The sequence below is a fragment of the Halostella limicola genome (genome assembly GCF_003675875.1).
GTDB classification, from domain to species: Archaea; Halobacteriota; Halobacteria; order Halobacteriales; family Natronoarchaeaceae; genus Halostella; species Halostella limicola.
On sequence record NZ_RCDI01000003.1, the window covers coordinates 436,675 to 460,653 of the forward strand.

29 protein-coding genes are annotated in these 23,979 nt (G+C 68.6%); 11 read left to right on the forward strand and 18 right to left on the reverse strand.

Annotation, left to right across the window (positions count from 1 at the left end; genetic code table 11):
- Position 1 precedes the first annotated feature (1 nt).
- Together psmA and D8670_RS15450 are read left to right on the forward strand one after the other, a co-directional pair.
- Positions 2-784 carry an archaeal proteasome endopeptidase complex subunit alpha gene (psmA, locus tag D8670_RS15445; RefSeq protein WP_121819018.1) on the forward strand — a complete coding sequence of 261 codons (783 nt, stop codon included), beginning with the start codon at positions 2-4 and terminating at the stop codon, positions 782-784.
- Positions 785-850: 66 nt separating this feature from the next.
- Complete coding sequence (locus D8670_RS15450; RefSeq protein ID WP_121819019.1) at positions 851-1,576, forward strand: ribosome assembly factor SBDS; 726 nt, start codon at positions 851-853, stop codon at positions 1,574-1,576.
- Between the two features lie 93 nt (positions 1,577-1,669).
- Here D8670_RS15450 and D8670_RS15455 read toward each other — a convergent pair whose 3' ends face one another.
- A complete protein-coding gene (locus tag D8670_RS15455; protein ID WP_121819020.1) occupies positions 1,670-1,978 on the reverse strand; it encodes an FUN14 domain-containing protein in 309 nt (102 codons plus the stop codon).
- A gap of 198 nt (positions 1,979-2,176) precedes the next feature.
- Here D8670_RS15455 and hflX point away from each other — a divergent pair, with 198 nt between their 5' ends.
- A complete protein-coding gene (gene hflX / locus D8670_RS15460; protein ID WP_121819021.1) occupies positions 2,177-3,472 on the forward strand; it encodes a GTPase HflX in 1,296 nt (431 codons plus the stop codon).
- Here the strand turns inward: hflX and D8670_RS15465 are convergent, their stop codons facing one another.
- The 10 genes from D8670_RS15465 to pyrB all read right to left on the reverse strand — a co-directional run bounded on the left by D8670_RS15465 (position 3,473) and on the right by pyrB (position 10,708).
- A complete protein-coding gene (locus D8670_RS15465) occupies positions 3,473-3,925 on the reverse strand; it encodes an acyl-CoA thioesterase (protein ID WP_121819022.1) in 453 nt (150 codons plus the stop codon).
- Between the two features lie 45 nt (positions 3,926-3,970).
- The gene (locus D8670_RS15470; protein WP_259370043.1) at positions 3,971-4,990 is read right to left on the reverse strand and encodes an NAD(P)H-dependent flavin oxidoreductase; all 1,020 of its coding nucleotides are present in this window, start codon (positions 4,988-4,990) and stop codon (positions 3,971-3,973) included.
- Positions 4,991-5,168: 178 nt separating this feature from the next.
- On the reverse strand, positions 5,169-5,603 hold the full coding sequence (gene moaC, locus D8670_RS15475; protein ID WP_121819299.1) for a cyclic pyranopterin monophosphate synthase MoaC: 435 nt from the start codon (positions 5,601-5,603) through the stop codon (positions 5,169-5,171).
- A 37-nt stretch (positions 5,604-5,640) separates the two neighbouring features.
- A complete protein-coding gene (locus D8670_RS15480; RefSeq protein WP_121819024.1) occupies positions 5,641-7,089 on the reverse strand; it encodes an NAD(P)H-hydrate dehydratase in 1,449 nt (482 codons plus the stop codon).
- Between the two features lie 52 nt (positions 7,090-7,141).
- On the reverse strand, positions 7,142-7,552 hold the full coding sequence (locus D8670_RS15485; protein WP_121819025.1) for a cupredoxin domain-containing protein: 411 nt from the start codon (positions 7,550-7,552) through the stop codon (positions 7,142-7,144).
- Positions 7,553-7,628: 76 nt separating this feature from the next.
- Complete coding sequence (locus D8670_RS15490) at positions 7,629-8,054, reverse strand: RNA-binding protein (RefSeq protein ID WP_121819026.1); 426 nt, start codon at positions 8,052-8,054, stop codon at positions 7,629-7,631.
- 9 nt (positions 8,055-8,063) lie between these two features.
- Positions 8,064-8,246 (reverse strand): tudor domain-containing protein, encoded by a 183-nt coding sequence (locus tag D8670_RS15495; RefSeq protein ID WP_121819027.1) that lies wholly within the window; start codon positions 8,244-8,246, stop codon positions 8,064-8,066.
- Positions 8,247-8,316: 70 nt separating this feature from the next.
- Positions 8,317-9,141, reverse strand: a complete 825-nt coding sequence (locus D8670_RS15500; protein ID WP_121819028.1) for a hypothetical protein — start codon at positions 9,139-9,141, stop codon at positions 8,317-8,319.
- Between the two features lie 194 nt (positions 9,142-9,335).
- Positions 9,336-9,797, reverse strand: coding sequence for an aspartate carbamoyltransferase regulatory subunit (pyrI, locus tag D8670_RS15505; protein ID WP_121819029.1), 462 nt, complete (start codon positions 9,795-9,797; stop codon positions 9,336-9,338).
- Complete coding sequence (gene pyrB, locus D8670_RS15510; RefSeq protein WP_121819030.1) at positions 9,794-10,708, reverse strand: aspartate carbamoyltransferase; 915 nt, start codon at positions 10,706-10,708, stop codon at positions 9,794-9,796. Before pyrB ends, pyrI begins: the two co-directional genes overlap by 4 nt.
- 82 nt (positions 10,709-10,790) lie before the next feature.
- Here pyrB and D8670_RS15515 point away from each other — a divergent pair, with 82 nt between their 5' ends.
- Both D8670_RS15515 and D8670_RS15520 read left to right on the forward strand, forming a co-directional pair.
- Positions 10,791-11,441, forward strand: coding sequence for a MinD/ParA family ATP-binding protein (locus D8670_RS15515; protein WP_121819031.1), 651 nt, complete (start codon positions 10,791-10,793; stop codon positions 11,439-11,441).
- 139 nt (positions 11,442-11,580) lie between these two features.
- A complete protein-coding gene (locus D8670_RS15520; protein WP_121819032.1) occupies positions 11,581-12,207 on the forward strand; it encodes an RAD55 family ATPase in 627 nt (208 codons plus the stop codon).
- Here the strand turns inward: D8670_RS15520 and D8670_RS15525 are convergent.
- Together D8670_RS15525 and D8670_RS15530 are read right to left on the reverse strand one after the other, a co-directional pair.
- Positions 12,204-12,962 carry a hypothetical protein gene (locus D8670_RS15525; protein WP_121819033.1) on the reverse strand — a complete coding sequence of 253 codons (759 nt, stop codon included), beginning with the start codon at positions 12,960-12,962 and terminating at the stop codon, positions 12,204-12,206. The two genes, D8670_RS15520 and D8670_RS15525, sit on opposite strands and share 4 nt — an antisense overlap.
- A 162-nt stretch (positions 12,963-13,124) precedes the next feature.
- Positions 13,125-14,084 carry an FKBP-type peptidyl-prolyl cis-trans isomerase gene (locus tag D8670_RS15530; RefSeq protein WP_121819034.1) on the reverse strand — a complete coding sequence of 320 codons (960 nt, stop codon included), beginning with the start codon at positions 14,082-14,084 and terminating at the stop codon, positions 13,125-13,127.
- A gap of 157 nt (positions 14,085-14,241) precedes the next feature.
- Here D8670_RS15530 and cyaB point away from each other — a divergent pair, with 157 nt between their 5' ends.
- Together cyaB and D8670_RS15540 are read left to right on the forward strand one after the other, a co-directional pair.
- Positions 14,242-14,787 carry a class IV adenylate cyclase gene (gene cyaB, locus D8670_RS15535; protein WP_121819035.1) on the forward strand — a complete coding sequence of 182 codons (546 nt, stop codon included), beginning with the start codon at positions 14,242-14,244 and terminating at the stop codon, positions 14,785-14,787.
- A 90-nt stretch (positions 14,788-14,877) separates the two neighbouring features.
- Entirely contained in the window at positions 14,878-16,083 is a 1,206-nt protein-coding gene (locus D8670_RS15540; RefSeq protein ID WP_121819036.1) for a methionine adenosyltransferase, read from the forward strand.
- 21 nt (positions 16,084-16,104) lie between these two features.
- Here D8670_RS15540 and D8670_RS15545 read toward each other — a convergent pair whose 3' ends face one another.
- From D8670_RS15545 to D8670_RS15555, 3 genes are read right to left on the reverse strand one after another with little or no spacing between them, the layout of a single operon-like run.
- Positions 16,105-16,371 carry a lipoyl domain-containing protein gene (locus D8670_RS15545; RefSeq protein ID WP_121819037.1) on the reverse strand — a complete coding sequence of 89 codons (267 nt, stop codon included), beginning with the start codon at positions 16,369-16,371 and terminating at the stop codon, positions 16,105-16,107.
- Positions 16,368-17,405, reverse strand: a complete 1,038-nt coding sequence (locus D8670_RS15550) for an alpha-ketoacid dehydrogenase subunit beta (protein WP_121819038.1) — start codon at positions 17,403-17,405, stop codon at positions 16,368-16,370. The genes D8670_RS15545 and D8670_RS15550 overlap by 4 nt, the downstream gene beginning before the upstream one ends.
- Positions 17,405-18,424: a thiamine pyrophosphate-dependent dehydrogenase E1 component subunit alpha gene (locus D8670_RS15555; RefSeq protein ID WP_121819039.1), complete on the reverse strand. Its 1,020-nt coding sequence runs from the start codon at positions 18,422-18,424 to the stop codon at positions 17,405-17,407. The genes D8670_RS15550 and D8670_RS15555 overlap by 1 nt, the downstream gene beginning before the upstream one ends.
- A gap of 132 nt (positions 18,425-18,556) precedes the next feature.
- Here D8670_RS15555 and D8670_RS15560 point away from each other — a divergent pair, with 132 nt between their 5' ends.
- On the forward strand, positions 18,557-18,817 hold the full coding sequence (locus D8670_RS15560; protein WP_121819300.1) for a MoaD/ThiS family protein: 261 nt from the start codon (positions 18,557-18,559) through the stop codon (positions 18,815-18,817).
- Positions 18,818-19,500: 683 nt separating this feature from the next.
- On the opposite strand, the gene D8670_RS15570 is transcribed toward D8670_RS15560, so the two are convergent.
- Positions 19,501-20,808, reverse strand: coding sequence for an acetamidase/formamidase family protein (locus tag D8670_RS15570; RefSeq protein ID WP_121819041.1), 1,308 nt, complete (start codon positions 20,806-20,808; stop codon positions 19,501-19,503).
- A gap of 180 nt (positions 20,809-20,988) precedes the next feature.
- Between D8670_RS15570 and D8670_RS15575 the strand changes: the two genes are divergently transcribed.
- A complete protein-coding gene (locus D8670_RS15575; protein ID WP_121819042.1) occupies positions 20,989-22,215 on the forward strand; it encodes a tRNA sulfurtransferase in 1,227 nt (408 codons plus the stop codon).
- 51 nt (positions 22,216-22,266) lie between these two features.
- Here the strand turns inward: D8670_RS15575 and D8670_RS15580 are convergent, their stop codons facing one another.
- Positions 22,267-22,836 (reverse strand): metal-dependent hydrolase, encoded by a 570-nt coding sequence (locus tag D8670_RS15580; protein WP_121819043.1) that lies wholly within the window; start codon positions 22,834-22,836, stop codon positions 22,267-22,269.
- A gap of 101 nt (positions 22,837-22,937) precedes the next feature.
- On the opposite strand from D8670_RS15580, the gene D8670_RS15585 reads away from it, so the two are divergent.
- On the forward strand, positions 22,938-23,390 hold the full coding sequence (locus D8670_RS15585; RefSeq protein WP_121819044.1) for a DUF5804 family protein: 453 nt from the start codon (positions 22,938-22,940) through the stop codon (positions 23,388-23,390).
- Between the two features lie 175 nt (positions 23,391-23,565).
- Positions 23,566-23,976, forward strand: coding sequence for a hypothetical protein (locus D8670_RS15590; RefSeq protein ID WP_121819045.1), 411 nt, complete (start codon positions 23,566-23,568; stop codon positions 23,974-23,976).
- The last annotated feature ends 3 nt before the right edge of the window (positions 23,977-23,979 follow it).

Consider the following 23,979-nt stretch of genomic DNA (forward strand, 5'->3'; position numbering starts at 1 on the left):
TATGCAGGGACAAGCCCAACAGCAGGCATACGACCGGGGGATCACCATCTTCTCCCCGGACGGTCGCCTCTATCAGGTCGAGTACGCTCGCGAGGCGGTCAAACGCGGCACGGCGAGCATCGGCGTCCGGACCGCGGACGGCGTCGTGCTCGCGGTCGACAAGCGCATCCGCTCGCCGTTGCTCGAAGGCACGAGCGTCGAGAAGCTACACAAGGCCGACGACCACGTCGGCATCGCGAGCGCCGGCCACGTGGCCGACGCCCGCCAGCTCATCGACTTCGCCCGCCGGCGCGCGCAGGTGAACCAGCTCCGCTACGGCGAGCCGATCGGCGTCGAGTCGCTGACGAAGGACGTCACCGACCACATCCAGCAGTACACGCAGGTCGGCGGCGCCCGCCCGTTCGGTGTCGCGCTCATCATCGGCGGCATCGAGAACGGCGAGCCCCGCCTGTTCGAGACCGACCCCAGCGGCACGCCGTACGAGTGGAAGGCGCTGGCCGTCGGTGCCGACCGCGGCGAGATACAGGACTACCTCGAGGAGAACTACGAGGAGGGCGGCGACCTGGACTCGGGCATCTCCCTCGCGCTCGAAGCCCTCGCCTCGGTCAACGACGGCGAGCTCTCGCCGCAGGGCCTCGGCATGGCGACGGTCGACGCCGAGTCCGAGAGCTACATCCAGCTCACCGACGACGAGATCGAGGAGTACCTGACCGAGAACGACCTGCTGGCGGACGAGGACGCGACCGACGACGCGGCCGACGGCGGCGACGCGGACGAGGAGTGACGACGCCCGCCCGTCGAACCCGTCTCGCGGGAAACACCTTTTAACCGGGCCGCGTTACTCCACGGTATGATTTCGCTTGAGGACGCGGTGACGGCACGACTCGAATCCCACGGGGCGCGGTTCGAGGTGCTCGTCGACCCCGACGCCGCGCTGGAGATAAAGCGCGACGAGTTCGAGGGGGAGCTGGAGGACGTCATCGCCGCGGAGGACGTCTTCGAGAACGCGAGCCGGGGGGACCGTCCGGCCGAGAACGACCTCGAAGACGTGTTCGGGACGACCGACCCGCTGGAGATCATCCCGGAGGTCATCAAGCGCGGGGAGATCCAGATCACGGCCGACCAGCGCCGGGAGATGCAGGAGAAAAAGCACAAGCAGCTCGTCCAGCGCATCGCACGCAACGCCGTCAACCCTCAGATGGACGACGCGCCCCACCCGCCCGAGCGAATCGAGAACGCGCTGGAGGAAGCAGGGTTCACCGTCGACCCGATGGAGCCGGTCGAGAACCAGGTCGACGAGGCGCTCGACGACCTGCGGCCGGTCATCCCCATCCGGTTCGACGAGGTGACCGTCGCGGTCAACGTCCCGCCGGACCACGCCGGCAGCGCCCAGGCGCAGATCCGCCAGTACGGCGACCTCGAACGCGAGGAGTGGCAGCCCGACGGATCGTGGATCGGCGTGCTCACCTTCCCCGCCGGCCTGCAGAACGACTTCTACGACACCGTGAACGAGCTGACGAGCGGCGAGGCGGAGACCCAGATCGTCCGCGACGAGGACGAGATCAGCACGCGCTGAGGCGAGCGACCGGCGGCCGGAACGGCGCTCCGGTCTGTCGGTGATCGATATTTCGAGCGAAAACGAATGCGAACGCGGGACCGAGTCGTCCGACTATCCCTTCCGGAAGCCGACCATGAAGCCGCCGGTGAAGCCGACGCCGATCGAGAGCGTCGAGATGATCGGCTGGATCCAGCCGGGGTCCTCGACCTTCTCGCCGGTTTTCAGCAGGCCGTTCGAGAGCCGGTTCCAGTCGACCGAGAGGATCCCCTTCGCCTCGAGGAACTTGAACAGGGCCAGTTCGAGGCCGACGATGATGGCGAGGAGCTTGGCGATCTTCTTCGCCGCGAAGCCGATGACGGCTCCGATGACGGCCCCGCTCCCGAACTCGAGGCCCAGTTGCTGCGGATCGAGTACTTCCATATCTGATAGGACGTGTCCTCGTTGTTATGAGTTTTGTGGGAAGGCCGAGAGGTCGCGCCTCCCGAGGCGCGCCGTCGGGTCGGCCGTTCGACCGAACTGTGGCCGTTCGGGGACCGGAGACGGCGGCGGCCCGAGTTTAAATACGTCGAACGCGTACCTCCGGGAACGGGTGACCCCGACATCGCGAGCACGAGGACAATGAAAGCGATAATCGCCAAACGCGTCGACTCCGGCACCGCCGACACCGAGGAGATCCGGGACCTGGCCCGCGCGGCCGGGTACACCGTGGTCGACGAGGTGACCCAGACACGCGAGGAGGACCCCGCGCTAGAACTCGGCGAGGGGAAGGTCGAGGAGCTCGCCCGGAAGGTCGAGCGGACCGGCGCCGGGACGGTCGTCTTCGACAACCGCCTCGGCCCCTACCAGACGTTCAACCTCGGGAAGAACCTCCCGGAGGGCGTCGAGGTGGTCGACCGCTTCACGCTCATCCTGGACATCTTCGGACAGCGCGCCCAGACGCGGAAGGCGCAGCTGCAGGTCGAACTCGCCGAACTGCGCTACGAACTGCCGCGCGCGGAGGCGAAAGCAAGCCTCGCCAAGCGCGACGAGCGCCCCGGCTTCATGGGGCTCGGCGAGTACGACGAGAGCCGCGAGCAGGACATCAAGGCCCGAATCAGCCGGATCAAGGACGAACTTGAGAAGATCGAGCAGACCGAGGAGCACCGGCGCGCCCAGCGCCGGGAGTCCGGGTTCGACCTCGTCGCGCTCGCCGGGTACACGAACGCGGGCAAGTCCACGCTGATGCGCCGCCTCGCGGCGGACCTGGACGTCGACGAGAACGAGGACCTCCACCCGGACTTGGACGAGACGGCCGAGTCCGAGGACCGGCTGTTCACGACGCTCGGCACCACGACGCGCCGGATGGACATGGACCGCCGGGACGTCCTCCTCACCGACACGGTCGGGTTCATCAGCGACCTCCCCCACTGGCTCGTCGAGTCGTTCAAGTCCACGCTGGACGAGGTGTACCAGGCCGACCTCGTCCTGCTCGTCGTCGACGTGAGCGAGCCGATCGAGGAGATCCGCGAGAAGCTCATCACCTGTCACGACACGCTGTACGAGCGCAATCAGGCGCCCATCGTCACCGTCCTGAACAAGATCGACGTGGTCGACCACGAGGAGCTCGCGGAGAAGCGCGAGGCGCTGTCCGCGCTCGCTCCCAACCCCGTCGCCGTCAGCGGCAAGGAGGGCATCAGCGTGGGCGAACTCCGGAACCGCATCGACCGCGAACTCCCCGACTGGGAGCGCGAGACGCTCGTCATGCCGATGACCGACGGGACGATGAGTGTCGTGTCGTGGCTCCACGACCACGCCCGCGTCGAGGACGTCACCTACGGCGACGGCGACGTGGCGATCGAGTTCGAGGCCCGGCCCGAAATCGTCGAGCAGTCCCGCGCGAAGGCGTCCGACCTGTCGATCCCGGAGTCGGCGTAGCTACTCCGCGTTCTCTTCTCGCTCCGCTTTCACCGCCGCGTCGCGTAGCTTCTCGCCCCGCTCGCTCTCGACCGTCAGTTCCGGCACTTCCGTCGGCGACCCGTCCGCGTCGACGGCGACGAAGACGAACTGCGACTCGGTCGTCTGCTCGCGCTCGCCGGTCCTCGGGTTCTCCCGGAACGCTCGGATGCGCGTCTTCACGCTCGTGCGCCCCGACTCGTAGGCGTACGCCTCGACCACGACCACGTCGCCGGTCGGCACGGGCTTGCGGAAGTCCATGTGGTCGATGCTGGCCGTCACGCAGGATTCGCCCGCGTGGCGCATCGCCGTCATCGCGCCGACCTCGTCCATCCACTTCATGACGTTGCCCCCGTGGGCCGTGCCGTAGTTGTTCGCGTGGTTCGGCTGCACGCGGTTGCGGTTCTCGATGTACGTGTCCAGCAGCGTCGACATGGGACGGCCTTCGACGGCGCGAGGGAAAGGGCGTTCCGTCGACGCTCACTCGCGGTCCGCCGCCAGGCGGACGACCGCCGCCTCGGTCTCGGCGACGAGGTCGGCAACGACGTCTCCCGCCGATCGGACCTCGTCCGTCAGGCCCGCGCTCTGTCCGGCGAACAGCGCCATCTGGTCGACATCGCCCTCTACGCCGGGCGTCGCCAGCGCCTCGTCGTACCGCTCGATGGGGTCCCCGTCGGCCGATCTCGCGACGACCTCCTCCTCGCCCGGGCGGTCGCCCGGCAATGGTTCGCCCGCCGCCCGAAAGCGCTCGACCGTCTCGTTCTCGACGACGCGGTGCGGGGTCCCGGGCCACCCCTTCTCGAAGAGGTCGGTGTAGACCGTCTCCGTCTCGTCGGCGTCGGCCACGCGCTCGCGGTACGCGCGGTGGGCGTTCGCCTCCTCCGTGGCGAGAAAGCGCGTCCCCAGCCACGCGCCGTCGCCCCCGAGCGCCAGCGCCGCGGCGATCCCGCGACCGTCGGCGATGCCGCCGGCGGCGACGACCGGGACGTCGACGGCGTCGGCCACGCGCGGCACCAGCGGCATCGTCGCAACCTCGCTCTGAACGTGGCCGCCCGCCTCCCACCCCTGCGCAACCACAGCGTCGACGCCCGCCGCCTCGGCCGCCGCCGCTTCCGCCGCGCTCCCGACGGTCTGGAGGACGATCCCGCCCGCGTCGTGGATTCGGTCGACGTGCGCCGCCGCGTCGCCGAACGACAGCGAGACGATCCGAGCGCCCGCATCGAGGACGGCGTCGAGGTGTTCGTCGGTCGGATGTCGGGTCGTCGCCTCGTCGAGGACGAGGTTCACCGCGAACGGCCGGTCGGTCAGGTCGCGAGTGCGCTCGACGACGCGCCGCGTCTCCGCAAGGCTCCGCCACGTCACGGCGAGGTGGCCCAGTCCGCCGGCGTCCGACACCGCCGCGGCGAGTTCCGGACACGTCGCGCTCCCGATCGGCGCCTGCACGACGGGCTGGTCGATCCCCAGCAGATCGGTCAACTCGGTGTCCATGCTCCGTCCCACGGCGACCGAAGTGGAATATTTTCCGCCGGCGCGCCCGACGGTTTATAAGCGATCGGGCGGCGACGTCCGACGTGACCTGAGACCCGCCGCGGAGCGGCGAGCGGTCGCGCGACGCACCGCTCCGCGGGACGCCCGCGTCGCCTGTTCGCCATCTCCGCTTCGGGAAGCCGTGCGTCCCCTACTCCGGCGTCCGCTTCTCCTTCGAGACGACGCGCACGTCCTCGATGCCGGTGTCCGGGTACTGGCCGTCCGCGTCCTTCTCCGCGGCCTTCACCATGTCCCAGACGACGTTCAGTCCGGTCGTCACCCCCTCAAGCGCCTCCATCTCGCAGCCGGTCTTGCCCGTCGTCTCCACCGCGACTGTCAGTTCGATCCCGTCCTCCTCCACGTCGAACTCGGTGTCGACGTTCGTGATCGGGATCTGGTGGCACATCGGGATCGTCTCCCAGGTGTGTTTGACGGCCTGAACCGCCCCGACGCGAGCCGTCGCCAGCACGTCGCCCTTCTCGATCCCGTCCTCCCGGACGGCGTCGACGGTCGACGGCTGAAGGTGTATCCGGCCGCGTGCGACCGCCCGCCGCGCCGAGTCGGGCTTGTCGCCGACGTCGACCATCTGCACGTCGCCCTCGTCGTCCGTGTGGGTCAGGTCGTCACTCACGGGGATTCACCTCCTCGCCCCACATCGCCTCGGGGATCCGACCGAGCAGGTCCGTCGGGAGCAGGCCGTACCCCTGGTCGTCGACGACGAGGTCGCCGGCGCGGCCGTTGACGAACGCCGCGATGCCCGCCGCAGTCACCGGGTCGTGCCCGCTCGCCAGCGCGCCGGTGATCCCCGCGAGCACGTCGCCGGTGCCGCCGACCGTCATCCCGGGGTTGCCCGTGCGGCCGACGCGGGTCGTGTCGCCGTCCGACACCACGTCGTGGGCGCCTTTCACGAGCAAGGTCACGCCGAGTTCTGCGGCGTACGACTCCACGAGGTCCACGCGTTCGCGCCAGTCGTCGGCCGTCTCGCCGCCCATCGCCTCCAGTTCGCCCTGATGGGGCGTGCAGATGAGGTCGGCATCGGTCTCCACCTCTGGGACCTCCCGGAGCGGGTCCGCGTCGACGACGCAGGTACCGTCGTACGACGACAGGAACTCCCGGGCCGCCGCGTTCGTCTCCTCGGCGTGGCCCAGTCCCGGGCCGAACACGACGGCGTCGTGGTCGGCCGCGAGGTCCAGCAGGCGGTCGACGTGGCCCGGCTGGAGGCGGTCGCCCGGCAACCCGCGGACGATCAGGCTCTCCTGATAGCCCTGGATCTCCCGCGCGACCGTCTCGGGAGCGGCGACCCGAACTAGGTCGGCGCCGGCCCGGAGCGCGGACTGCGCCGAGAGCGCCGGCGCGCCGGTGTACGGACCTCCGCCGACCACGAGCACCTCGCCGTGGTCGCCCTTGTGGCTCTGGGGGTCCCGCGAGAGCGCGAGCAGGTCGCCGCGCTCGACGAACAGCTCGGCGGCGTCAGGGATGCCGATGTCCGCGACGCGCACCTCGGCGTCGACCTCGTCCAGTCCGGGCTTCATGTCGTGGAACGTGACGACGCGGTCCGCGTCGACGGCGACGCCCTCGCTCTCGCCGGTGTCTGCGTCGACCCCCGAGGGCACGTCGACGGCGACGACCGTCGCGTCGCTGGCGTTGATCGCGCGGGCGGCCGTCGCCATCGGCTCGCGGAGCGCGCCCGTGACGCCCGTGCCGAGCATCGCGTCCACGACGACGTCCGCCTCGGGCAGGTCGACCGCCGTGGAGTCTTTCACCTCGAGGGCGTCCGCCTCGGCGCTTTGCAGCGCCTCCCAGTTCTCGCGGGCGATGTCGGTCCCGATGTTGTCGGCACGGCCCAGCAGTAGCGTCGTCACGTCGAACTCGTCGAGAAAACGCGCGGCGACGAACGCGTCGCCGCCGTTGTTGCCTCGTCCGGCGACGACGACGACCTTGTCGCCGGGCTCGGCGGTCTCGCGGATCTCGCGGGCGACCGCGTTGCCGCTGGACTCCATGAGCTGCTTGCGCGGCACGCCCAGCGCCGCGGCGTTCTCGTCGACGGCGGCCATCCTGTCGCTCGTGATCATAGCCGCCGATTCGGCGGCCGCGGGCGTTAACGTTGCGGGAGCGCGGCCGCCGTCACTCGCAGGGCAGGTCGCCCTCAAGCGTCGCGTCGCCGACGAGGACGACGCCGCACATCGACTGTGCGCCGTGGACGTCGCAGTGATACTCGTAGATACCGGCGGAGTCGAAGCTGTGGACGCCGCTCCCGCCGCTCTCGACCTCGAGTTCGAGGTCCCACTCCTCCGACTCGTCGCGGAACCGGCCGCTCACGATGGTGTGGTCGGTGTCGGTCTCGTTGACCCACTCCACTTCGGTCCCTTCGTCGACGTCGAGCCGGCGGGGATCGAACGATTCCTCGCCGACGGTGACCGTCGGGTTCCCGCCGCCGTCGCTCTCGTCGTCGTTTTCGCCGCCGCCGTCGTTACAGCCGGCGATCAGCGGCGTCGAAAGCACTACCGCGCTGCGCAGAAACGTGCGTCGGTCCATGAGATAGCGTCGGACCGTTCCACGCCCCCTCCCTTAGTGGCTGTGTGGCAGAGGGCGGCACGGTGCTTCCGCGGGATCAGTCCTCGGTCAGCGCGTCCCGGGCGTTCTCGACGGCGGCCTCCTTCTTCGCGGGGTAGGCCTCGACCTTCGCGCGGAAGGTGATCCCCTCGCCGAGGGCGATGTCGCCGTTGAACGCCGCCTGCTTGTCGAGATGCATGAACAGTTCGGTGTTGTCGGTGACGCGCTCGTCGAGTTCGTCGACGACGGTGTCGATGTCGTCGAGTTCCATGACCCGGTCGAGCGCGTGCCGGACGTCGTCGGCGTTCTCGACGCGGGCGGACAGGACGACGATGCGGTCGCCGTGATGGCCCTCGCTCTCGACGCGGTCGACGGGGTACTCCTCGGGGAGGAACGTCCGCAGCGCCGCCTCGACGCGCTTCTCGTCCTCGGTGGCGTAGCAGAACGCGCGGAGGTCGACGTAGTGAAACGGGACGCTCGACATCTGGTTGGGTTACTCCTCTGCGGATTCGAGGGAGTCCTCGGGGACGCCCGTCTCCTGGCCGTCCTCGAAGCTGACGGTGTAGGTGCTGTCGCCGAACATCGTGTCCATCACCTGCGTGATCGTACCCTCCTCGCCGTCGTGCTCGCTGTGCTCGTCGTTCAGGACTACGCGGTCGTCCTCTTCGAAGCTCATACCTCGACGTAGCCCGGGCGCGGACTAAAAGGGTTTCATTCGGTCGCCGCTCGCCACGGTGCGAGCGGGGTCAGTTACCGAACGTCTCGCCGTCCTGATCGTCGGCGCGCATCCGGCGGAGCGTCGCGCGGGCGTTGCTGGCGTCGTAGCCGAAGAGGACGGACTCGCCGTACTCGGCGGCGACCTCCGCGGCGTGGATCAGGTTGTCGATGTCGACGTCGACGGCGTACAGTTCGACGCTGAACGGGCGGTCGAGCGCGTCCTCGAACCCGCTGGCGATGGTCTCCAGCCAGTAGGTCGTCTCGTAGGCCATGTCGTACAGCGGGACGACGAACTCGCCGACGTGTTCCGCGAGGGCGTCGAGGTCGAGACCCGCTCGCTCGTAGAGGTGGCCGGGATACGGGTCGGGGTACAGCGTGAAGTACGCCTTTCCCGGGATCCGGTCGGCGGCCTCGGCGACGAAGTCGGTGATCACGGCGGCGCGCCACGCGAACCGGTCGTCGAAATCGCTCTGGGCGAAGCGCTCGTCGCACACCTCGCAGTGGCAGTACTCCGCCCGGGGGAAGCCGACGTCGTCGAGGCGCACGTCGGGGTTGACGTCGACGCAGTCGTCGATCATCTCGAGCAGGCCCTCCCGGTAGCGCTCGCGGGACGGGCAGACGTACCCCCAGTCGAAGTACGGCTCGTCGCGGGTCGCGCGAGCGCCGTCCTCGCTGACGGGGACGAGCTCTGGGTTCGACTCGCCGGCCGCGGTGTCGCCGAAGCAGGAGATCATGTTCACCCCGTCGGCGACCGGTTCCGCCGCTCGGCCGGTGACGTCTTTCACCTCGTAGAACCCGCGGTCGAACTCCGACCAGGCCAACTCTTCCTCGTTGCGCGTGACGACGCCGTACATGGCCGCCCGTAGGGGGCGGAGTTGGTAAGAAGTTGTTATTCGATGTCTTCGTACTCCACGTCTGCGGGGGCGCTCCCGCCGCCGTAGAACTTGACCGCGGCGATCACCAGCGCGACTGCCAGCAGGACCTTGACCTTTCGTGACATGTGAGATAATTACGCCACGGTAGTATATAGAATTACTGGGGGAACGACTCACGCGGACCGGATGTGGTCGGGGATGTCCTCCCGAATGATCGTCTCGCAGTACTCGCATCGGACGCCGTCGGGGAGCACCTCGAACTTCGAGTCGATCGGCTCGTCGTCGGTGCTGATGCAGTTGCGGTTCGGACACTCCAGCACGCCGCTGACGTGGGACGGGCGTTCGAGGCGGTGCTTGTCGACCACGTCGTAGTCGCGGACGATGTTGATCGTCGCGTCCGGGGCGATGAGCGACAGGACGTCGACCTCGTCCTGGCTGAGTTCGCGCCCCTCGACCTTCACGATGTCCTTGCGGCCGAGTCGGTCGCTCGGGACGTTCATCCCGATGCTGACCTCCTCGCCACCGCTCCCGTCGATGTCGAGGATCGCGAGGACGTTCAGCGCCTGCCCGCCGGGGATGTGGTCGATGACGGTGCCGCTCCGGATCTTGCTGACGCGGAGTTCGTGGTCGCTCATTCGGAATCACCCAGGAGGAGGTCGAGCAGCGCCATGCGCACCGGGACGCCGTTGTGGGCCTGCTCGAAGTACGTCGCGTGGTCGGTGTCGTCGACGTCGGCCGCGATCTCGTCGACGCGCGGGAGGGGGTGCATCACGGTCAGGTCCTCCTTCGCCGCCGAGAGCGTCTCGGCGTCGATCTGGTACTCGCCGGCGATCGCGCGGTACTCGTTCTCGTCGGGGAAGCGCTCGCGCTGGATCCGGGTGACGTACAGCACGTCGAGGTCGGGGAGGACGGCCTCCAGGTCCGTGTGCTCCCGGACCGACGCGCCCTCCTCGTGCAGGTCGTACCGGACGCTCCGGGGAAGCTTGAGGCTCTCGGGGCTGATGAAGTGCTGACGGGCGTCGAAGTTCGTCAGCGCGTGGGCCAGCGAGTGGACCGTCCGGCCGTACTTCAGGTCACCCATGATCCCGATCGTCAGGTCGTCCAACCCGGCGTTCTCGCGGATGGTGTAGAGGTCGAGGAGCGTCTGCGTGGGGTGGTGCCCGGCGCCGTCGCCGGCGTTGAGCAGCGGGACGTCGACGTACTCGCCACTCATCTTCGCCGACCCCTGCCGCGGGTGGCGGAGGACGAGTCCGTCGACGTACCCCTCGATCACCCGCACCGTGTCGGCGAGGCTCTCGCCTTTCTTGACGCTCGAGGACTCGACCGATCCCATGTCCACGACGTCCCCGCCCAGGCGCTTCATGGCGGTCTCGAACGACATCTTCGTCCGCGTGCTCGGCTCGAAAAACAGCAGCCCGAGCAGGGTCCCGGCGTGCCGGTCGGCGAACGCCGCCGGGTCGGCGTCGATCTCCGCGGCCCGGTCGAGGACGGTCCCGATGTCCGTCCGCGACAGTTGCTTTGTCGTGATGAGATGGTCGTGCCGCATCGTGTAGTCAGGCACACCCCGGGTTCTTCAATCTCTCCATCCGTCCCGGGGTTGATACGCGAAGACGGGGCGAACACCGGCCATGATCGCCATCGCCGGCGGGAAGGGCGGCTCCGGGAAGACGACCACGACGCTGGGACTGGCGCGGGCGCTCGCCCGGACCGACCGGTCCGTTCTGGCGGTCGACGCCGACCGGGACATGCCGAACCTGCACGCGCTCGCCGGCGTCCCGGCGTCGCCCTCCTCCGAAACGGTCGACCGCGGCGACGCGGCCGGAGAAGACGACCGCGACCCTGCCGCCGTCGCTCACCCCGACCCGGCGGTGTCGGGCGTTCGGGTGCTGCCGGCCCCGAGAGAGGCCGGCCCCCTCGACGGCGCGGCGCTGTCGCGGCTCCGGCGCTCGTCGCGGCGAGTTCTGATCGATTGCCCCGCTGGCGCCGGCCCTGACGCGGCCGCCCCGCTCCGCGCGGCCGACGCCACCGTCGTCGTCACGCTCCCGACTCCCGAGAGCCTCCGCGACGCGGCGAAGACGGCGGCGATGGCCCGCGCGCTCGACGCGCCGGTCGCCGCCGCGGTCGTCACCCGGGCCGAGTCGCCGCCGGAGGGCGTGCGTCGACTGCTGGAGACCGACCGGGTGGTCGCCGTTCCCGACGGCGGCGAGCGCCCGCTTCGGGCGTCGGGCGTCGACGACGCGTATCGTCGACTCGGCGTTCTGGTCTGTAATTTGAACTGACACTAACGAGGCCGTCCACGACCGGATCGGCGCTCGGCTCGGCGAATGAGCACCGACAACGGCCGATACCGTCGATTTCGACGATCTGGAGGAATAGCCAAAGGATTATTTACATGCTCGGTAATTACACTTCAGTTGCATGGCTGGTCGGCTAAAGACTGGGATCGACGTCCTCGACAGGAAGCTCAACGGCGGGTTACCTGCGGGATGTATCGTGGCGCTCACCGCGTCGCCGTCCAGCCAGTCGGAACTCCTCCTCTACGAGCTCACCGCGGCGCGGGGCACGCTGTACCTGACGACCCAGCGGTCCGACCAGGCCGTTCGCGACGCCATCGACGCGACGAACACGACCGTCGGCAGCCCAACGGTCCGGGACGTGGGCGGGAGCGAGCCGCTGGACGAGGCGAACCGCCTCATCAGGGCGCTCCCCGAGGGGGCGAACCTGATCATCGACCCCGTCGACACCCTCGAACGGCGCGAGCCCGCGCGCTACCGGAACTTCCTCAACGACCTTCAGACGCACATGGTCAACACCGGTTCCATCGCCGTGCTTCACTGCCTCGACGGGCACGCGCCGCCCGAGAACCGGGACACCACCGAGCACATGGCCGACGTGGTCTTCGACCTCGACACGCGCGTCGAGGGGACGGACATGGTGAACCGCCTCGCGGTGCCGAAGTTCCGCGGCGGCCGGGCGCTGTCCGAGACCGTGAAACTGGAGCTCTTGGAGGAGGTCGCCATCGACACCAGCCGCGACATCGCCTAGGCGGGGGCCTGCCCCCGGACGAACAGGGTCGTCGCGGCGGAGAGCGTCAGCCCGACCGGCGCGGTCGCGACCGCCGCGAGCACGACGCCGACGACCCCGAAGTTGACCGCGAGCAGCGTCGTCGGTATCGATACCGCGGCGACCGCGGCGAGATACCGTACCGCGTAGGCGAAGTAGTCGCCGCCGTCTATCGCCCACTCGTAGCTCTCACGGATCGCGGTTCCCACCGACGCGTCGCGGACGACGATCAGGTACGGCGCTGCGAAAAACAGGTAGTTCAGGACGAGCGCCGCCGGAAACAGGAGGAGGACGAACGGCCCGGTGAGGATCCCGACGAACAGCGCGAGCAGCGTGACGCCCCACGCGAGGGCCTGATAGGCGAGGATCCGCGGGAAGTACCGCCCGACGTCGCCGAGGAAGTCGATCCGCTCGCCGTCCAGTCGACGACGGATGCTGCCGAGGTACCCGGCGGTCAGCGCGCTCTGGACCGCGAAGACGATGAGCAGCAGCCACAGCGGCTCCGCGACGCGAACCCCCGGTTCGCCGGCCGGGAAGCTGACGAACGTCCAGAGGTCGACGACGGCGTTCGGGAAGCTGAAGGCGACGCCGGCGTGGAAGTCGAACCCGCCGCCCGCGGCCGCTCGCTCGACGTTGTCGAACGCCAGCAGCGACGTGAACAGCGGCACCGCGGCGAGGACGGCGAGGTCGTCGAAGCGGTCCGCAGCCTCGCGGACCAGCGACGCGAAGTCCGCCACGCTACTGCCCCCGGTCGCGGGCGGGCGGTTCGGTGGCTGGGGGCCGCTGGAGGAGGATCGTCGACTGGCGGACGAACGTGGTCGCTTCGCTCGCGGAGGGCATACCTTCGACGGCGACGGGTCGCGAGAAAAACCTGTCGGAACGCGTACTTCTCGGTCGGGTTACTCTTCCGCGCCTTCGAGCTCGTCGACGATCTCGTCGGCGTCGACGTCGGCGTCCTCGAGGGCCTCCTCGATGTCGCCACCGCCCATGCCGCCGCCCATCATGCCGCCCAGGCCGCCCATCATGCCGGCGCCCTCGCCGAGGGTCTCCTGCACGATGATGCGGTCGAGGTCGAGGCGGTCGACGACGTCCTGCGCGACCTGCTGTTTCGACATCATCCACTGCTGGTTCATCGCCAGTTGGGGCGTGGACTCGATGTACAGCGTCTCCTTCTCGACGGTCTGGGTCTCGAACTCGGGTTCGGACTCCTCGTCATCGTCGTCCTCGTCGTCGACGCGGACCTCCTCTTCGACCTCGTCGGTCTGGATCCACATGTCGAGGTCGACGTCGACGTACATGCCGATCAGGCCCTTCGCCTGCTCGACGCGGTCCTCGACCTCTTCGAGGACCTCGTAATCGTACTCGACGTCCTCGCCGGCGAGCGGGTGGTTGAAGTCGACGCGGGCGCGGCCGCCGATGATCGTCTCGACGTGGCCGTGCTGGCCGTCGACGTCGACGTGCGCGCCGGGGTAGCGGTCGTCCTCGGGGATCTTGTCGGCGCTGACGGTGCGGACCTCCTCCTCGTCGTGCTCGCCGAAGGCCTCCTCGGCGGGGACGGTCACGCTACCGCTCGTGCCGACCTCCTCGCCGTAGATGTCCTCTTCGACCGCTTCGAAGATGTGGCCCTCGCCGAGTACGACGACGCGGGGCTCGAACGTCTGCTGCTGGTCGTCGACGCCCTCTTCCTCGGCGACGTCGGGGTCGGTCGTGTCGACGAGCTGGCCGCCGTCGGCGGTGCGTGCGGTGTAGTCGAGGCGGACGAAATCGCCCTGCTGGAGTCCCTCCTCCTGCTCGACCTCTTCTTCGCTCTCTGCGGCGTCCGCTTCATCGGCCTGGTCGGCCTCTTGATCTTCGCTCATACGTCGTACCACTGTCGGTCGGCATTTAAGAACCACGTTTTCCCCGCGCGGAGCACTCTGGAGTCTGATACGGCTCGGCCGCGGCGCCCGCGCGGCAGCGCCGAACGCGTCGGCCGAAACGGTCACGCTTTTGCCGCCGGTCGCCCTCGGGGCGGGTATGTTTGAGGTGGAGGTGAAGGTCCGGGCCGACCACGACGCGGTCCGGGAGCGACTCGGCGCGGCCGGCGCCGAGCGCCGCGGTGCGGTGGTGCAGGAGGACATGTACTACGACGCGCCCCATCGAAACTTCGCCGAGACCGACGAGGCGCTCCGGATCCGCCGGGAGCGCGCGCCCGACGCGGACGAGAGCGAGGCCGTCGCGCGGGTCACCTACAAGGGACCGCTGGTCGAGGCGGAGTCGAAGACCCGCGAGGAGTTCGAGACGGGGGTCGACGACGGGGAGACGATGGACTCGGTCCTCGATGCCCTCGGGTTCGACCCGGCCGCGACGGTCCGGAAGGTGCGAGAGCGGTACGCCCTCGACGACTACACGGTCACGCTCGACGCCGTCGACGGCCTCGGCGAGTTCGTCGAGGTCGAGACCGAAACGGACGAGGACGGCGTCGAGGCGGCCCGCGAGGGCGCGTACGACCTGCTGGAGCGCCTTGGGCTCGATCCGGCGGAGCAGATCCGCACGTCGTACCTCGGCCTGCTGCTCGATTAATCTCGAACGCGGAGTGATTACTGTTACGCATTAACAGGCTAACGGTGGTTTCCGCAAGTTATAGAACCACCCCCCTTCAAGAACGTGCCAATGAGCGAGCGGAACATCACCGTCGAGTCTATCGACCGACGGGCAGTCGAGGACCAGGAAGTCGAGATCGTCGAGCGAAAGGGGATCGGTCACCCCGACTCCATCTGCGACGGCGTCGCCGAGAGCGTCTCCAGCGCCCTCGGTCGTGCGTACATCGACCGCGTCGGGAAGGTACTGCACTACAACACCGACGAGACGCAGCTCGTCGCCGGCAACGCCGCGCCCGCGTTCGGCGGCGGCGAGGTCGTCGAGCCGATCTACCTGCTGATCGTCGGCCGCGCCACGAAGGAGTACGAGGGCACGAGCATCCCGGCCGAGACCATCGCGCTGCGGGCCGCCCGGGACTATCTGGAGGAGAACATCCCCGAACTCGACGTGGGCACGGACATCGTCGTCGACGTGAAGCTCGGCGAGGGCAGCGGCGACCTGCAGGAAGTGTTTGGCGAGGAGGGCCAGACCGTCCCAATGGCCAACGACACCTCCTTCGGCGTCGGCCACGCGCCCCTGACCGAGACCGAGCAGATCGTCCGCGAGGCCGAGCGGAGCCTCACCGGCGACTACGCCGACGAGAACCCCGCGGTCGGCCCCGACGTGAAGATCATGGGCAAGCGCGAGGCCGACCACATCGACGTCACCGTCGCCGCGGCCATCGTCGACGAGTACGTCGCGGACCTAGACGAGTACGACGAGGCCGTCGGCGGCATCCACGACCACGTCGAGGACCTCGCCGCGGAGTACACCGACCGCGACGTGACCGTCCACGTGAACACCGCGGACGACTACGAGGACGGTTCCATCTACCTCACCACGACGGGCACCAGCGCCGAGCAGGGCGACGACGGCTCCGTCGGCCGCGGCAACCGCGCGAACGGCCTCATCACGCCGAACCGCTCGATGAGCATGGAGGCCACGAGCGGCAAGAACCCCGTCAACCACATCGGGAAGATCTACAACCTCCTGTCGACGTCGATCGCAGAGAGCGTCGTCGCCGAGGTCGACGGCATCCGCGACCTGCGGGTGCGCCTGCTCAGCCAGATCGGCCGCCCGATCGACCAGCCCCACGTCGCCGACGCCGAGGTCGTCACCGAGGACGGCGTCGCGATCGCGGACATCGAGGACGACGTCACCGAGATCGTCGACCGCGAACTCGCCGACGTCACCGCGATCACCGAGAAGGCTATCGAGGGCGAGCTCTCGACGTTCTGAGGCGGGACGGGCGGAGACGGCTCACCCCTCCGCGGGGCGGACCCGGGCGAGAGTGTCGCCGCGCTCGAACTCCTCCTGCTCGCCGACCGCGATCTCGGCGAGTTCGCCGTCGACAGGCGACGGCACGTCGACGCTCACTTTCTCCACCTGTATCTCACAGAGCGTCTCGCCCGCCTCGACCCGCTTGCCCTCGCGGGCGAACCAGTTCGTCACGACCCCCTCGTCCACGTCGTCGGCGTCCTCGGGCCAGCACTCCTCGGAGTCGACGATGGCGACGACGCCGCTCATTCCCGCGTCGCCCGCACCGCTTCCTCGACGTCCGACGAGTCCGGGATGACCTCGTTCTCCATCGGCCTGGAGTACGGGATCGGCACGTCGGGGACGGCGACGCGCTCGACAGCTTCGAGGTCGTCGAGCGCCGCCTCCGTGACGCGGCCGACGACCTCCCCCGTCACGCCGAAGGACTCGTAGTCCTCGTCGACGACGACGAGGCGACCGGTCTTCCGGACGGAGTCGACGACGGTCTCCGTGTCCAGCGGCACGAGCGTCCGGAGGTCGATCACCTCGGCGTCGATGCCGTCTTCGGCGAGGGACTCGGCCGCCTCCAGCGCGCGGTGGACGTGGAGGCCGAGGGTGACGACCGTGGCGTCCTCGCCCTCCCGCTTCACGTCGGCCGATCCGAACGGGATGGTGTAGTCGTCCTCCGGGACGCCCGTCTTCGGCCCCTCCGGCGCGGGCATCCAGCCGATGCCCATCAGGCGCTTGTGGAACATGTAGACGACGGGGTCGTCGTCGCGGACGGCGTTGTGCATCAGCCCCTTCGCGTCGTAGGCCGTGCTCGGGACGACGACCTTCATCCCGGGGAGGTGGGCGAAGGTGCCGTACAGCGTCTGGGAGTGCTGGGCGGCGTCGTTGTACGTGCCGCCGACCGCCGTCATCAGCGTCATCGGGACGCTGACGCTCCCGCCGCTCATGTACGTGTTCTTCGCCATCTGGTTGTAGATCTGGTCCATGCAGACGCCGAAGAAGTCGGCGAACATCAGCTCGACAATCGGACGCATCCCCTCCTGGGCCGCGCCGACGCCCGCGCCGATGAACCCCGTCTCGCTGATGGGCACGTCCATCACGCGGTCGCGGCCGAACTCCTCCAGCAGCCCCTCCGTGCTGTCGAAGATGCCGCCGTAGTCCGCGACGTCCTCGCCCATGACGAACACGTCGTCGTCCGTCTCCATCTCGTGGGCGATCGCCTCGACCATCGCCCGGCTCATCGTCAGCTCGCGCTCGGCGGCGTCGGCCGGTGCGTCGGTGTCGGCTTCCGCCATCAGTCGTCACCCCCGGCGCTGATGGCTTCCTCTCCGGGCTCCTCGTCGGTCACGCCAGACGGCGGGTTCGTGAACACGTCGTCGTACGCTGCCTCGGGGTCGGGTTCGGGCTGGTCCTTGGCGAACTCGATGGCGTCCTCGACGCGCTCCTCCGCCTGATCTCGGAGCTCGTCGACACGCTCGCCGTCGACGCCCTCGTCTCGAAGCCGCTCTTCGAGGCGGTCGATGGGATCGATGGCGTCCAGTCGCTCCTTCTCCGCGTCGGGGCGGTACGCCTCCGCGTCGCCCATGAAGTGGCCCATCCGACGGTGGACCTGCACCTCCAGCAGGGTCGGACCGTTGCCGGCGCGGGCGCGTCCGACCGCTTTCTCCGCGGCGTCGTACACCGCGACGGCGTCGTTGTGGTCGACCCGGGCGCTCGGGATGTCCTGCCCCTCGGCGCGCTTCGTGTTGTCGTCGACCGCCGTGACCCGCTCTTTCGGCATGCTGATCGCCCAGTCGTTGTCCTCGACGACGAAGACGACGGGGAGGTCGTGGACGCTCGCGAGGTTGAGCGACTCGTAGAAGCCCCCCTGATTGGTCGCACCCTCGCCGGCGTACGCGACGGCGACCTGGTCCGTGTTGCGCTTCTCCGCGGCCATCGCCGCGCCGACGGCCGGCGGATACCCCTCCGCGATGATCCCGCTACAGGCGAACTTCGCGTCGGGGTCGAACAGGTGCATGTGGCCGCCCTTCCCCGACGACAGCCCGGTCTCCCGCCCGAATATCTCCGCTGTCATCCGCTCTAAGTCGACGCCCTTCGCGATGGCGACGTGGTGCGGCCGGTGCGGCGCGGTCACCGTGTCGTCGTCGCGCAGGTGCTCACACACCCCGACGGCTGCCGGTTCGTGCCCCGCGGCGAGGTGGAGTTCACCCGGGATCGGTCCGGCCGAGATGTCGAACGCCGGCTGTTTGCCCTCCAGATACTCCTCTTGCAACCGCTCCTCGTACCGACGGGCCGTCACCATGTCCTCGAACATCGACTCTAGTTTGGTGCGTGGTACCATACTACAGATCAATCGATAACTTAACGAATAAAAATTATTGTCAGGGGCGGTTTGGCCGGTTCCGGCGCCCGGAGGGTTTTGCACGTCGGAATCGAAGACACGAACGTGGAAGTCACCGTGTACGGTCCCCTCCGAAGCGCGACGGGAGAAAAGTCGGTCAAGGTCGACGCCGACCCCGACACCGTCGCGGACGCCGTCGACGCGTTCGTCGAGGCGTACCCGCGAGCGGAGCAGCATCTGGTGGACTGTGACGGCGACCTGCGAAGCAGCGTCCGGATCGCGGTCGACGGCGACAGCGCCGCGCCGGACGACGTCTGTCCGCCGGACGCGGTCCTGTCGATACATCCCGCGATGCGCGGTGGATAGCGGGGCGTTCGACTGGGCAGTGACTCATGTTGGTACCGGTTTTTCAACCGGCTCGGCGCGTGAACATCGCGGGAAGTAGGGGAGCACGATGTAACGAAGTCGGTGCCGTCCTTACCCCGATCGCTCAAGAACTGGGTTGCATAGGGTCTGTATATTCACTCTGACGTCTCCCCTTGCTTTGGAGAGGGAGTTCCGAGTCAAGACTGGGTAGCAGTTCGTCTGGCAGGCAAAGGTATATCATGAACGATGATGGATTCATTCTATGGCACATTCACCAGAAGACCTGCATCAGTACGTCTGTGAGAGCTGTCAAGTTATGTATGCAGGCACGCCGGTCCACGTCTCGGGTGGCGAGCACCAGTTTGAACCCCCCGAATCCTGTAGTGCTTGTGATGGAACCACGTTCGTTCGGGCGAGAAACTGGGTGCATCACCACGAGTGACGTTGCTTTCTCTGCTGCCTCCCTGTTTTCTACCACTCCGGTAGATCACTTTAGAATCAAGTCTGAGTAGATGGTCGCCTTGCGCTGTCAGGTTTCATGCGCGCCCTGTGTGCAGTACGACTCCGCGAATATCATCTGAAGCTGATAGAACTTACAGCGGCAGCTGCGCATCTGCACTTCCCGAATCCGGTACTCCCGCTCCGAGAACACTCCGAATAAAGGAACCGTGGTATCGACGACCTCAGAGGTCGTACTGGTCGCGAACGAGGTGGGCCATCCCGCGCTCCTCTAGCACGTCCAATGGCGCGAGCATGTCGAGCTGGACGACGCCGGGGAGCCGTCCGACCTCGACACCGCCGGTGAAGGTGCAGCGCGAGCGCACCTCGCCCTCGGTCATGTCCACCAGGTCGCAGGCGCGGTCGAACGCGTTCTCGGTCGCGTCGTTGATCGTCGCGCCGCTGCCGATCACCTGGATCGGGCCCATGTCGTCGTTCACGTCGACGCCGTACTGCTCGCCGAGGCCGCGGGCCGCCTCCAGCTCCTCGTCGCTGTACGGCTTCGCGATGTGGGGGAGGTCCTCCTCGTTCGGCAGGAGGATCGGGCCGTCGATGTCGAGGTCCTTGATCACTTCCACCTCTATCTCGGTCCGCCCGCTCACGTCCGTCGTGTGGAGGGAGAGTTCGCCGTCGCCCTGGTTGGCGTGCAGGTCGCCGACGTAGACGCCGCCGCCGTCGACCTTCACGGGGCAGACGAGCGTCGCGCCGGCGCGGACGGCGTTGACGTCCATGTGGCCGTCAGTGCGCTCCGACAGCTCCTCCTCGCTGTCGAGGCCCCAGTCGTGCTCCGCGCCGATGAGGAACTGCCCGAAGTCGCCCGCGTTGTGCGAGTCCGGTAGCTCCACCGGCGGCGTCGTGCCGACGTTGCCGATGAAGGGACGCAGGCGACCGACCGTGCCGGGCATCTCCGACGGCTTGTACAGCAGGATGGGGTGCTGGCGGGAGTTCTCCGGCAGCGCCATCGCCTCGTCCGCACGCTCGGCGAGGTCGTCGGCGGCCTCGGCGTCCATCGTCAGGCCGACGGTGCGGTCGTCGTCGAACGCGACGGTGTAGCCGTACTCGAAGCCGAACGAGGAGGCGTTCGCGCCGCACTCGGCGCACTTGATCGACTCCTCGCCGGTCCCCTCGACGACGCTCTCGGGCCACTCCGTCCCGCACTCGGGACAGCGGTGGTCGACGAACGGGTCGTCGCCGAACGCCCCCTCGCGCTCCGTCATGCTCCCGGTGCTCGTGGCGACGCTCGTCACCTCGACGTCGCGGATCTTCAGCGCGACCGCGTCGCCGACCTCGGCGTTCTCCACCCTGATGGGCCGGGTCACCTCGTGACCGCCCCGGAACTCCGGCGTGATCATCGGCCCCCAGCAGGCCGGCGGCGTGTGCGTCTTGATCGTCCCGCCGTCCGCCACCGTGCCGGCCCACTCCTGGTCCGGGCCGACGAGGCCGAGGGTGTACTTGTCGACCGTCAGTTCTTGTTGGATCTCTCGCTGGGCCATATCCGATCCGATCTATGTTATCGTTTACCATAACTCGTCCCGCAGCACCCGTTGCTTGCCGGATCTCGGAATCCCGAGGCGTTCGGTCCGGCGTCGCGACGCGTTCGACGTCGGAGACGCTCGCCCTTCCGCGTCGCCCGGCCCGAAGCGCGTTTAAACACCCGTCGTCAACCTGAAGACATGAAACCGCCGGGAGCGGACACCGTCGTCGTGCGACACGGCGACGTCAACCAGAAGAGCGGTCGCGTCCAGCGCGACATGGAGCGTCGCCTCGTCGAGAACGTCGAGGCGCTGCTCGACGACCGCGGGGTCGACGCCGAGGTCGAGCACCGGTGGACCCGCCCCCTCGTCCACACTTCTGAGTCGCAGGTCGACGCGGCGACGGACGCCGTGACCGACGCGTTCGGCGTCGTCTCGGCGAGTCCGGCGCTGGTCGTCTCGGCCGAGCGCGAGGCGATCGAGGACGCGCTCGCCCGGGCCGCGAACGAGCACTACGACGGCGGGACGTTCGCCGTCGACGCCCGGCGCGCGGGCGATTCGCTGCCGTTCACGAGCGAGGACGTCGAGGAGTTCGGCGGGCGGGCCGTCTGGAACGCCGTCGAGCAAAGCTCGACGAGCAATCGGACGCAGTCCGATGACGCGGTCGAGGACGACTTCACCCCCGAGGTCGACCTCGACGACCCCGACCTCACCTTCTACGTCGAGTGCCGCGAGGAGGGCGACGCCTTCGTCTTTCTCGAAAAGCGACCGGGTCCCGGCGGGATGCCGCTGGGGAGCCAGGCCCCGGTCGTCGCCCTCGTCAGCGGCGGCATCGACTCGCCGGTCGCCGCCTACGAGGTGATGAAACGCGGCGCGCCGATCGTCCCCGTCTACGTCGACCTGGGCGACTACGGCGGCCCGGACCACGAGGCGCGGGCGATGGAGACGGTCCGGACGCTCGCGACGTTCGCGCCGAACTTCGATCTGGGCGTGTGGCGCGTGCCGGCAGGCGACACCGTCTCGCTGCTCGTCGACGAGATCGAACAGGGCCGGATGCTCGCGTTCCGCCGGTTCATGTACCGCGTCGGAGAACGCATCGCGGAGCGCGAGGGGGCACACGGCATCGTCACCGGAGAGGCCCTCGGCCAGAAGTCGAGCCAGACCGCCCGGAACTTCGGTGTGACCAGCCGCGCGGTCGACCTCCCGGTCCACCGGCCGCTGCTGTCGCTCGACAAGAACGAGATCACCCGACGCGCCCGGGAGATCGGCACGTTCCGGGACTCGACCATCCCCGCGGGGTGCAACCGCTTCGCGCCGGATCAGGCCGAGACGAACGCGCGGATCGGACCGCTCCGGGAGTCCGAACCGGACGACCTGTTCGAGCGCGCAGAGCGCGCGGCGGAAGCGGCCGAACTGATCCAGCCCTGACGGCCGCGAGGCGACAGGCGACGCCAGGGGGACCCCAGCGTCGGGGCGCGTTCACGCCTCCTCGCCGATTTCGGTGATCGCGTACGGGTGATCGATAGCGATGTCGACGTACGCGAGCAGCAGATGCAGCGCGACCGCCAGCGACAGGAGGCCGACGTTCCAGAGGGGGTCGTTGTACCAGATCAGGTCGATCGAGTACGGCTTGTCGAAGAACGGCCAGAACGGCTCCAGCGGCGTGGAGATGTCCGGCGCGGACAGCGTGTCCGCGAAGAGGTGAGCCATCCCGCCGAGGAACAGGCCCCCGGCGACGAACAGGAACAGCCCACCGTCCGAGGCGCCGTACCCTCGCTCTTTCAGGAACTGTCTCTCCAGTCGGTCCCTCAGCCCGTACTCGACGGCCGCCCCGACGAGTATCGAGAACCCGACGACGAACACGATGGTGTGGGTCACCCCGTGGTGATGCATCGGGAGAACTTCCCGTAACAGGAGGTCCGCGTCGGGGAGTATCGCCGTCACCAGGGTGAACCCGATGAACGCGAGGCTTACCCGTCCGTCCCACACGACCCACGCCGGGATCGCGAACAGCAGCGCCATCCCGAAATGTCCCATCACGTCGACCATGATCCGTACGCCCTACCATGTCGACGCCAATAAGGGTGCCTTCGGGGGATCGGCTCCCCGAGTCGAAATTCCCATTACCGCCCGTCGCGGATCCTCGAACAGTGACACGCGTCTGTCTCGTCGGCGCCGACGACGTCGACCTCCGGTTCGAACTCCTCTCGCGGGAGACCGCACGCGAGGCGCTGTCGACGTACGACCTCGCCCGGCCGTACGAGAACACGCTCGCCCTCGACACCGTCTCGGTCGGCGCGGCGGTGTCGCTTTTGAACGACCTGAACTGGTACCTCGTCCGCTTCGCCGACGCCGCGCTCGTCATGGAACCGAGCATCAGCGAGACCGAGTGGCTCTCCCGCGACTTGGCGGAGGCGGTCAGGAACGACGAGGTGACGCCCGCGGAGACCGACGAGTACCTCCGCTTCTACGGCGTCGACGACGGGGCGCTCGTCGAACCGCTGTTCGTCCGCCGCACGGACGGCGAGACGCCCGAGTACGACCTCCGCGAGGTGGACGAGACGGTGACCGTCCGCGTCACCGAGGACGAGTTCGGGCGATAGCCGCCGACGGCCCCGTTCTCCCCTCGCGTACCTGTCTCTCCGCGGTCCTGTCGCCGCTCTAGTTCCTATCCGGTCACCGCGGGCTTATACCGTGAGAGCACTTAGCGCGCGCGAAGCGGGAGCGGAGGTCGTATCGGTCTGAACGCGCTGCTCCGTGCCCCCTTCCCCACACACGATGAGCGATCCTCACAGCATCGACGGGTCGGCGTTCGCCGGCTCCGAGACCGACGCCGACCCGCCCGCGGACGACGAGGAGGAGCGCCTCTCCCTAGCGGACGCGATGGGCGACCCCGGTGCGGACCGCGCGGAGCGAGAGACCGGCGGGGACCGACGGCGGACCTGCGCCGCCTGCGGCGTCACGACCGCGCTGGCCTCCCTGACGCGGATCGCCGTTCGCGACGACAGCGGCCTCTCGCACGCGGCCGTCTGCCCCGACTGCGTCCGCGCCGCCGTCCGGCCGCCCGACTGCGCCCTCTGTCGCGCGGATGGCGGCGCGTCCCACCCCGTGACGCGCGTCCGCGACAGCGAACCGCTCGGCGCGGTCTGCGGCGACTGTCGCGACGACCTCTGCGGACGGCGACGGTAGTCC

Coding starts and splice junctions, on each gene's coding strand:
- D8670_RS15530 (WP_121819034.1), bottom strand. CDS start 14,084: ATGAGCGAAGATCAAGAGGCCGACCAGGCCGATGAAGCGGACGCCGCA.
- D8670_RS15515 (WP_121819031.1), top strand. CDS start 10,791: ATGATCGCCATCGCCGGCGGGAAGGGCGGCTCCGGGAAGACGACCACG.
- pyrI (WP_121819029.1), bottom strand. CDS start 9,797: ATGAGCGACCACGAACTCCGCGTCAGCAAGATCCGGAGCGGCACCGTC.
- D8670_RS15555 (WP_121819039.1), bottom strand. CDS start 18,424: ATGTTCGAGGACATGGTGACGGCCCGTCGGTACGAGGAGCGGTTGCAA.
- D8670_RS15495 (WP_121819027.1), bottom strand. CDS start 8,246: ATGAGCTTCGAAGAGGACGACCGCGTAGTCCTGAACGACGAGCACAGC.
- D8670_RS15490 (WP_121819026.1), bottom strand. CDS start 8,054: ATGTCGAGCGTCCCGTTTCACTACGTCGACCTCCGCGCGTTCTGCTAC.
- D8670_RS15545 (WP_121819037.1), bottom strand. CDS start 16,371: ATGAGCGGCGTCGTCGCCATCGTCGACTCCGAGGAGTGCTGGCCCGAG.
- D8670_RS15580 (WP_121819043.1), bottom strand. CDS start 22,836: ATGGTCGACGTGATGGGACATTTCGGGATGGCGCTGCTGTTCGCGATC.
- D8670_RS15485 (WP_121819025.1), bottom strand. CDS start 7,552: ATGGACCGACGCACGTTTCTGCGCAGCGCGGTAGTGCTTTCGACGCCG.
- D8670_RS15590 (WP_121819045.1), top strand. CDS start 23,566: ATGAGCGATCCTCACAGCATCGACGGGTCGGCGTTCGCCGGCTCCGAG.
- D8670_RS15500 (WP_121819028.1), bottom strand. CDS start 9,141: ATGTACGGCGTCGTCACGCGCAACGAGGAAGAGTTGGCCTGGTCGGAG.
- D8670_RS15540 (WP_121819036.1), top strand. CDS start 14,878: ATGAGCGAGCGGAACATCACCGTCGAGTCTATCGACCGACGGGCAGTC.
- D8670_RS15570 (WP_121819041.1), bottom strand. CDS start 20,808: ATGGCCCAGCGAGAGATCCAACAAGAACTGACGGTCGACAAGTACACC.
- D8670_RS15450 (WP_121819019.1), top strand. CDS start 851: ATGATTTCGCTTGAGGACGCGGTGACGGCACGACTCGAATCCCACGGG.
- D8670_RS15465 (WP_121819022.1), bottom strand. CDS start 3,925: ATGTCGACGCTGCTGGACACGTACATCGAGAACCGCAACCGCGTGCAG.
- D8670_RS15550 (WP_121819038.1), bottom strand. CDS start 17,405: ATGGCGGAAGCCGACACCGACGCACCGGCCGACGCCGCCGAGCGCGAG.
- D8670_RS15520 (WP_121819032.1), top strand. CDS start 11,581: ATGGCTGGTCGGCTAAAGACTGGGATCGACGTCCTCGACAGGAAGCTC.
- moaC (WP_121819299.1), bottom strand. CDS start 5,603: ATGGTCGACGTCGGCGACAAGCCCGACTCGGCGCGGCGGGCGGTCGCA.
- D8670_RS15575 (WP_121819042.1), top strand. CDS start 20,989: ATGAAACCGCCGGGAGCGGACACCGTCGTCGTGCGACACGGCGACGTC.
- psmA (WP_121819018.1), top strand. CDS start 2: ATGCAGGGACAAGCCCAACAGCAGGCATACGACCGGGGGATCACCATC.
- D8670_RS15480 (WP_121819024.1), bottom strand. CDS start 7,089: ATGATCACGAGCGACAGGATGGCCGCCGTCGACGAGAACGCCGCGGCG.
- hflX (WP_121819021.1), top strand. CDS start 2,177: ATGAAAGCGATAATCGCCAAACGCGTCGACTCCGGCACCGCCGACACC.
- D8670_RS15455 (WP_121819020.1), bottom strand. CDS start 1,978: ATGGAAGTACTCGATCCGCAGCAACTGGGCCTCGAGTTCGGGAGCGGG.
- cyaB (WP_121819035.1), top strand. CDS start 14,242: ATGTTTGAGGTGGAGGTGAAGGTCCGGGCCGACCACGACGCGGTCCGG.
- pyrB (WP_121819030.1), bottom strand. CDS start 10,708: ATGCGGCACGACCATCTCATCACGACAAAGCAACTGTCGCGGACGGAC.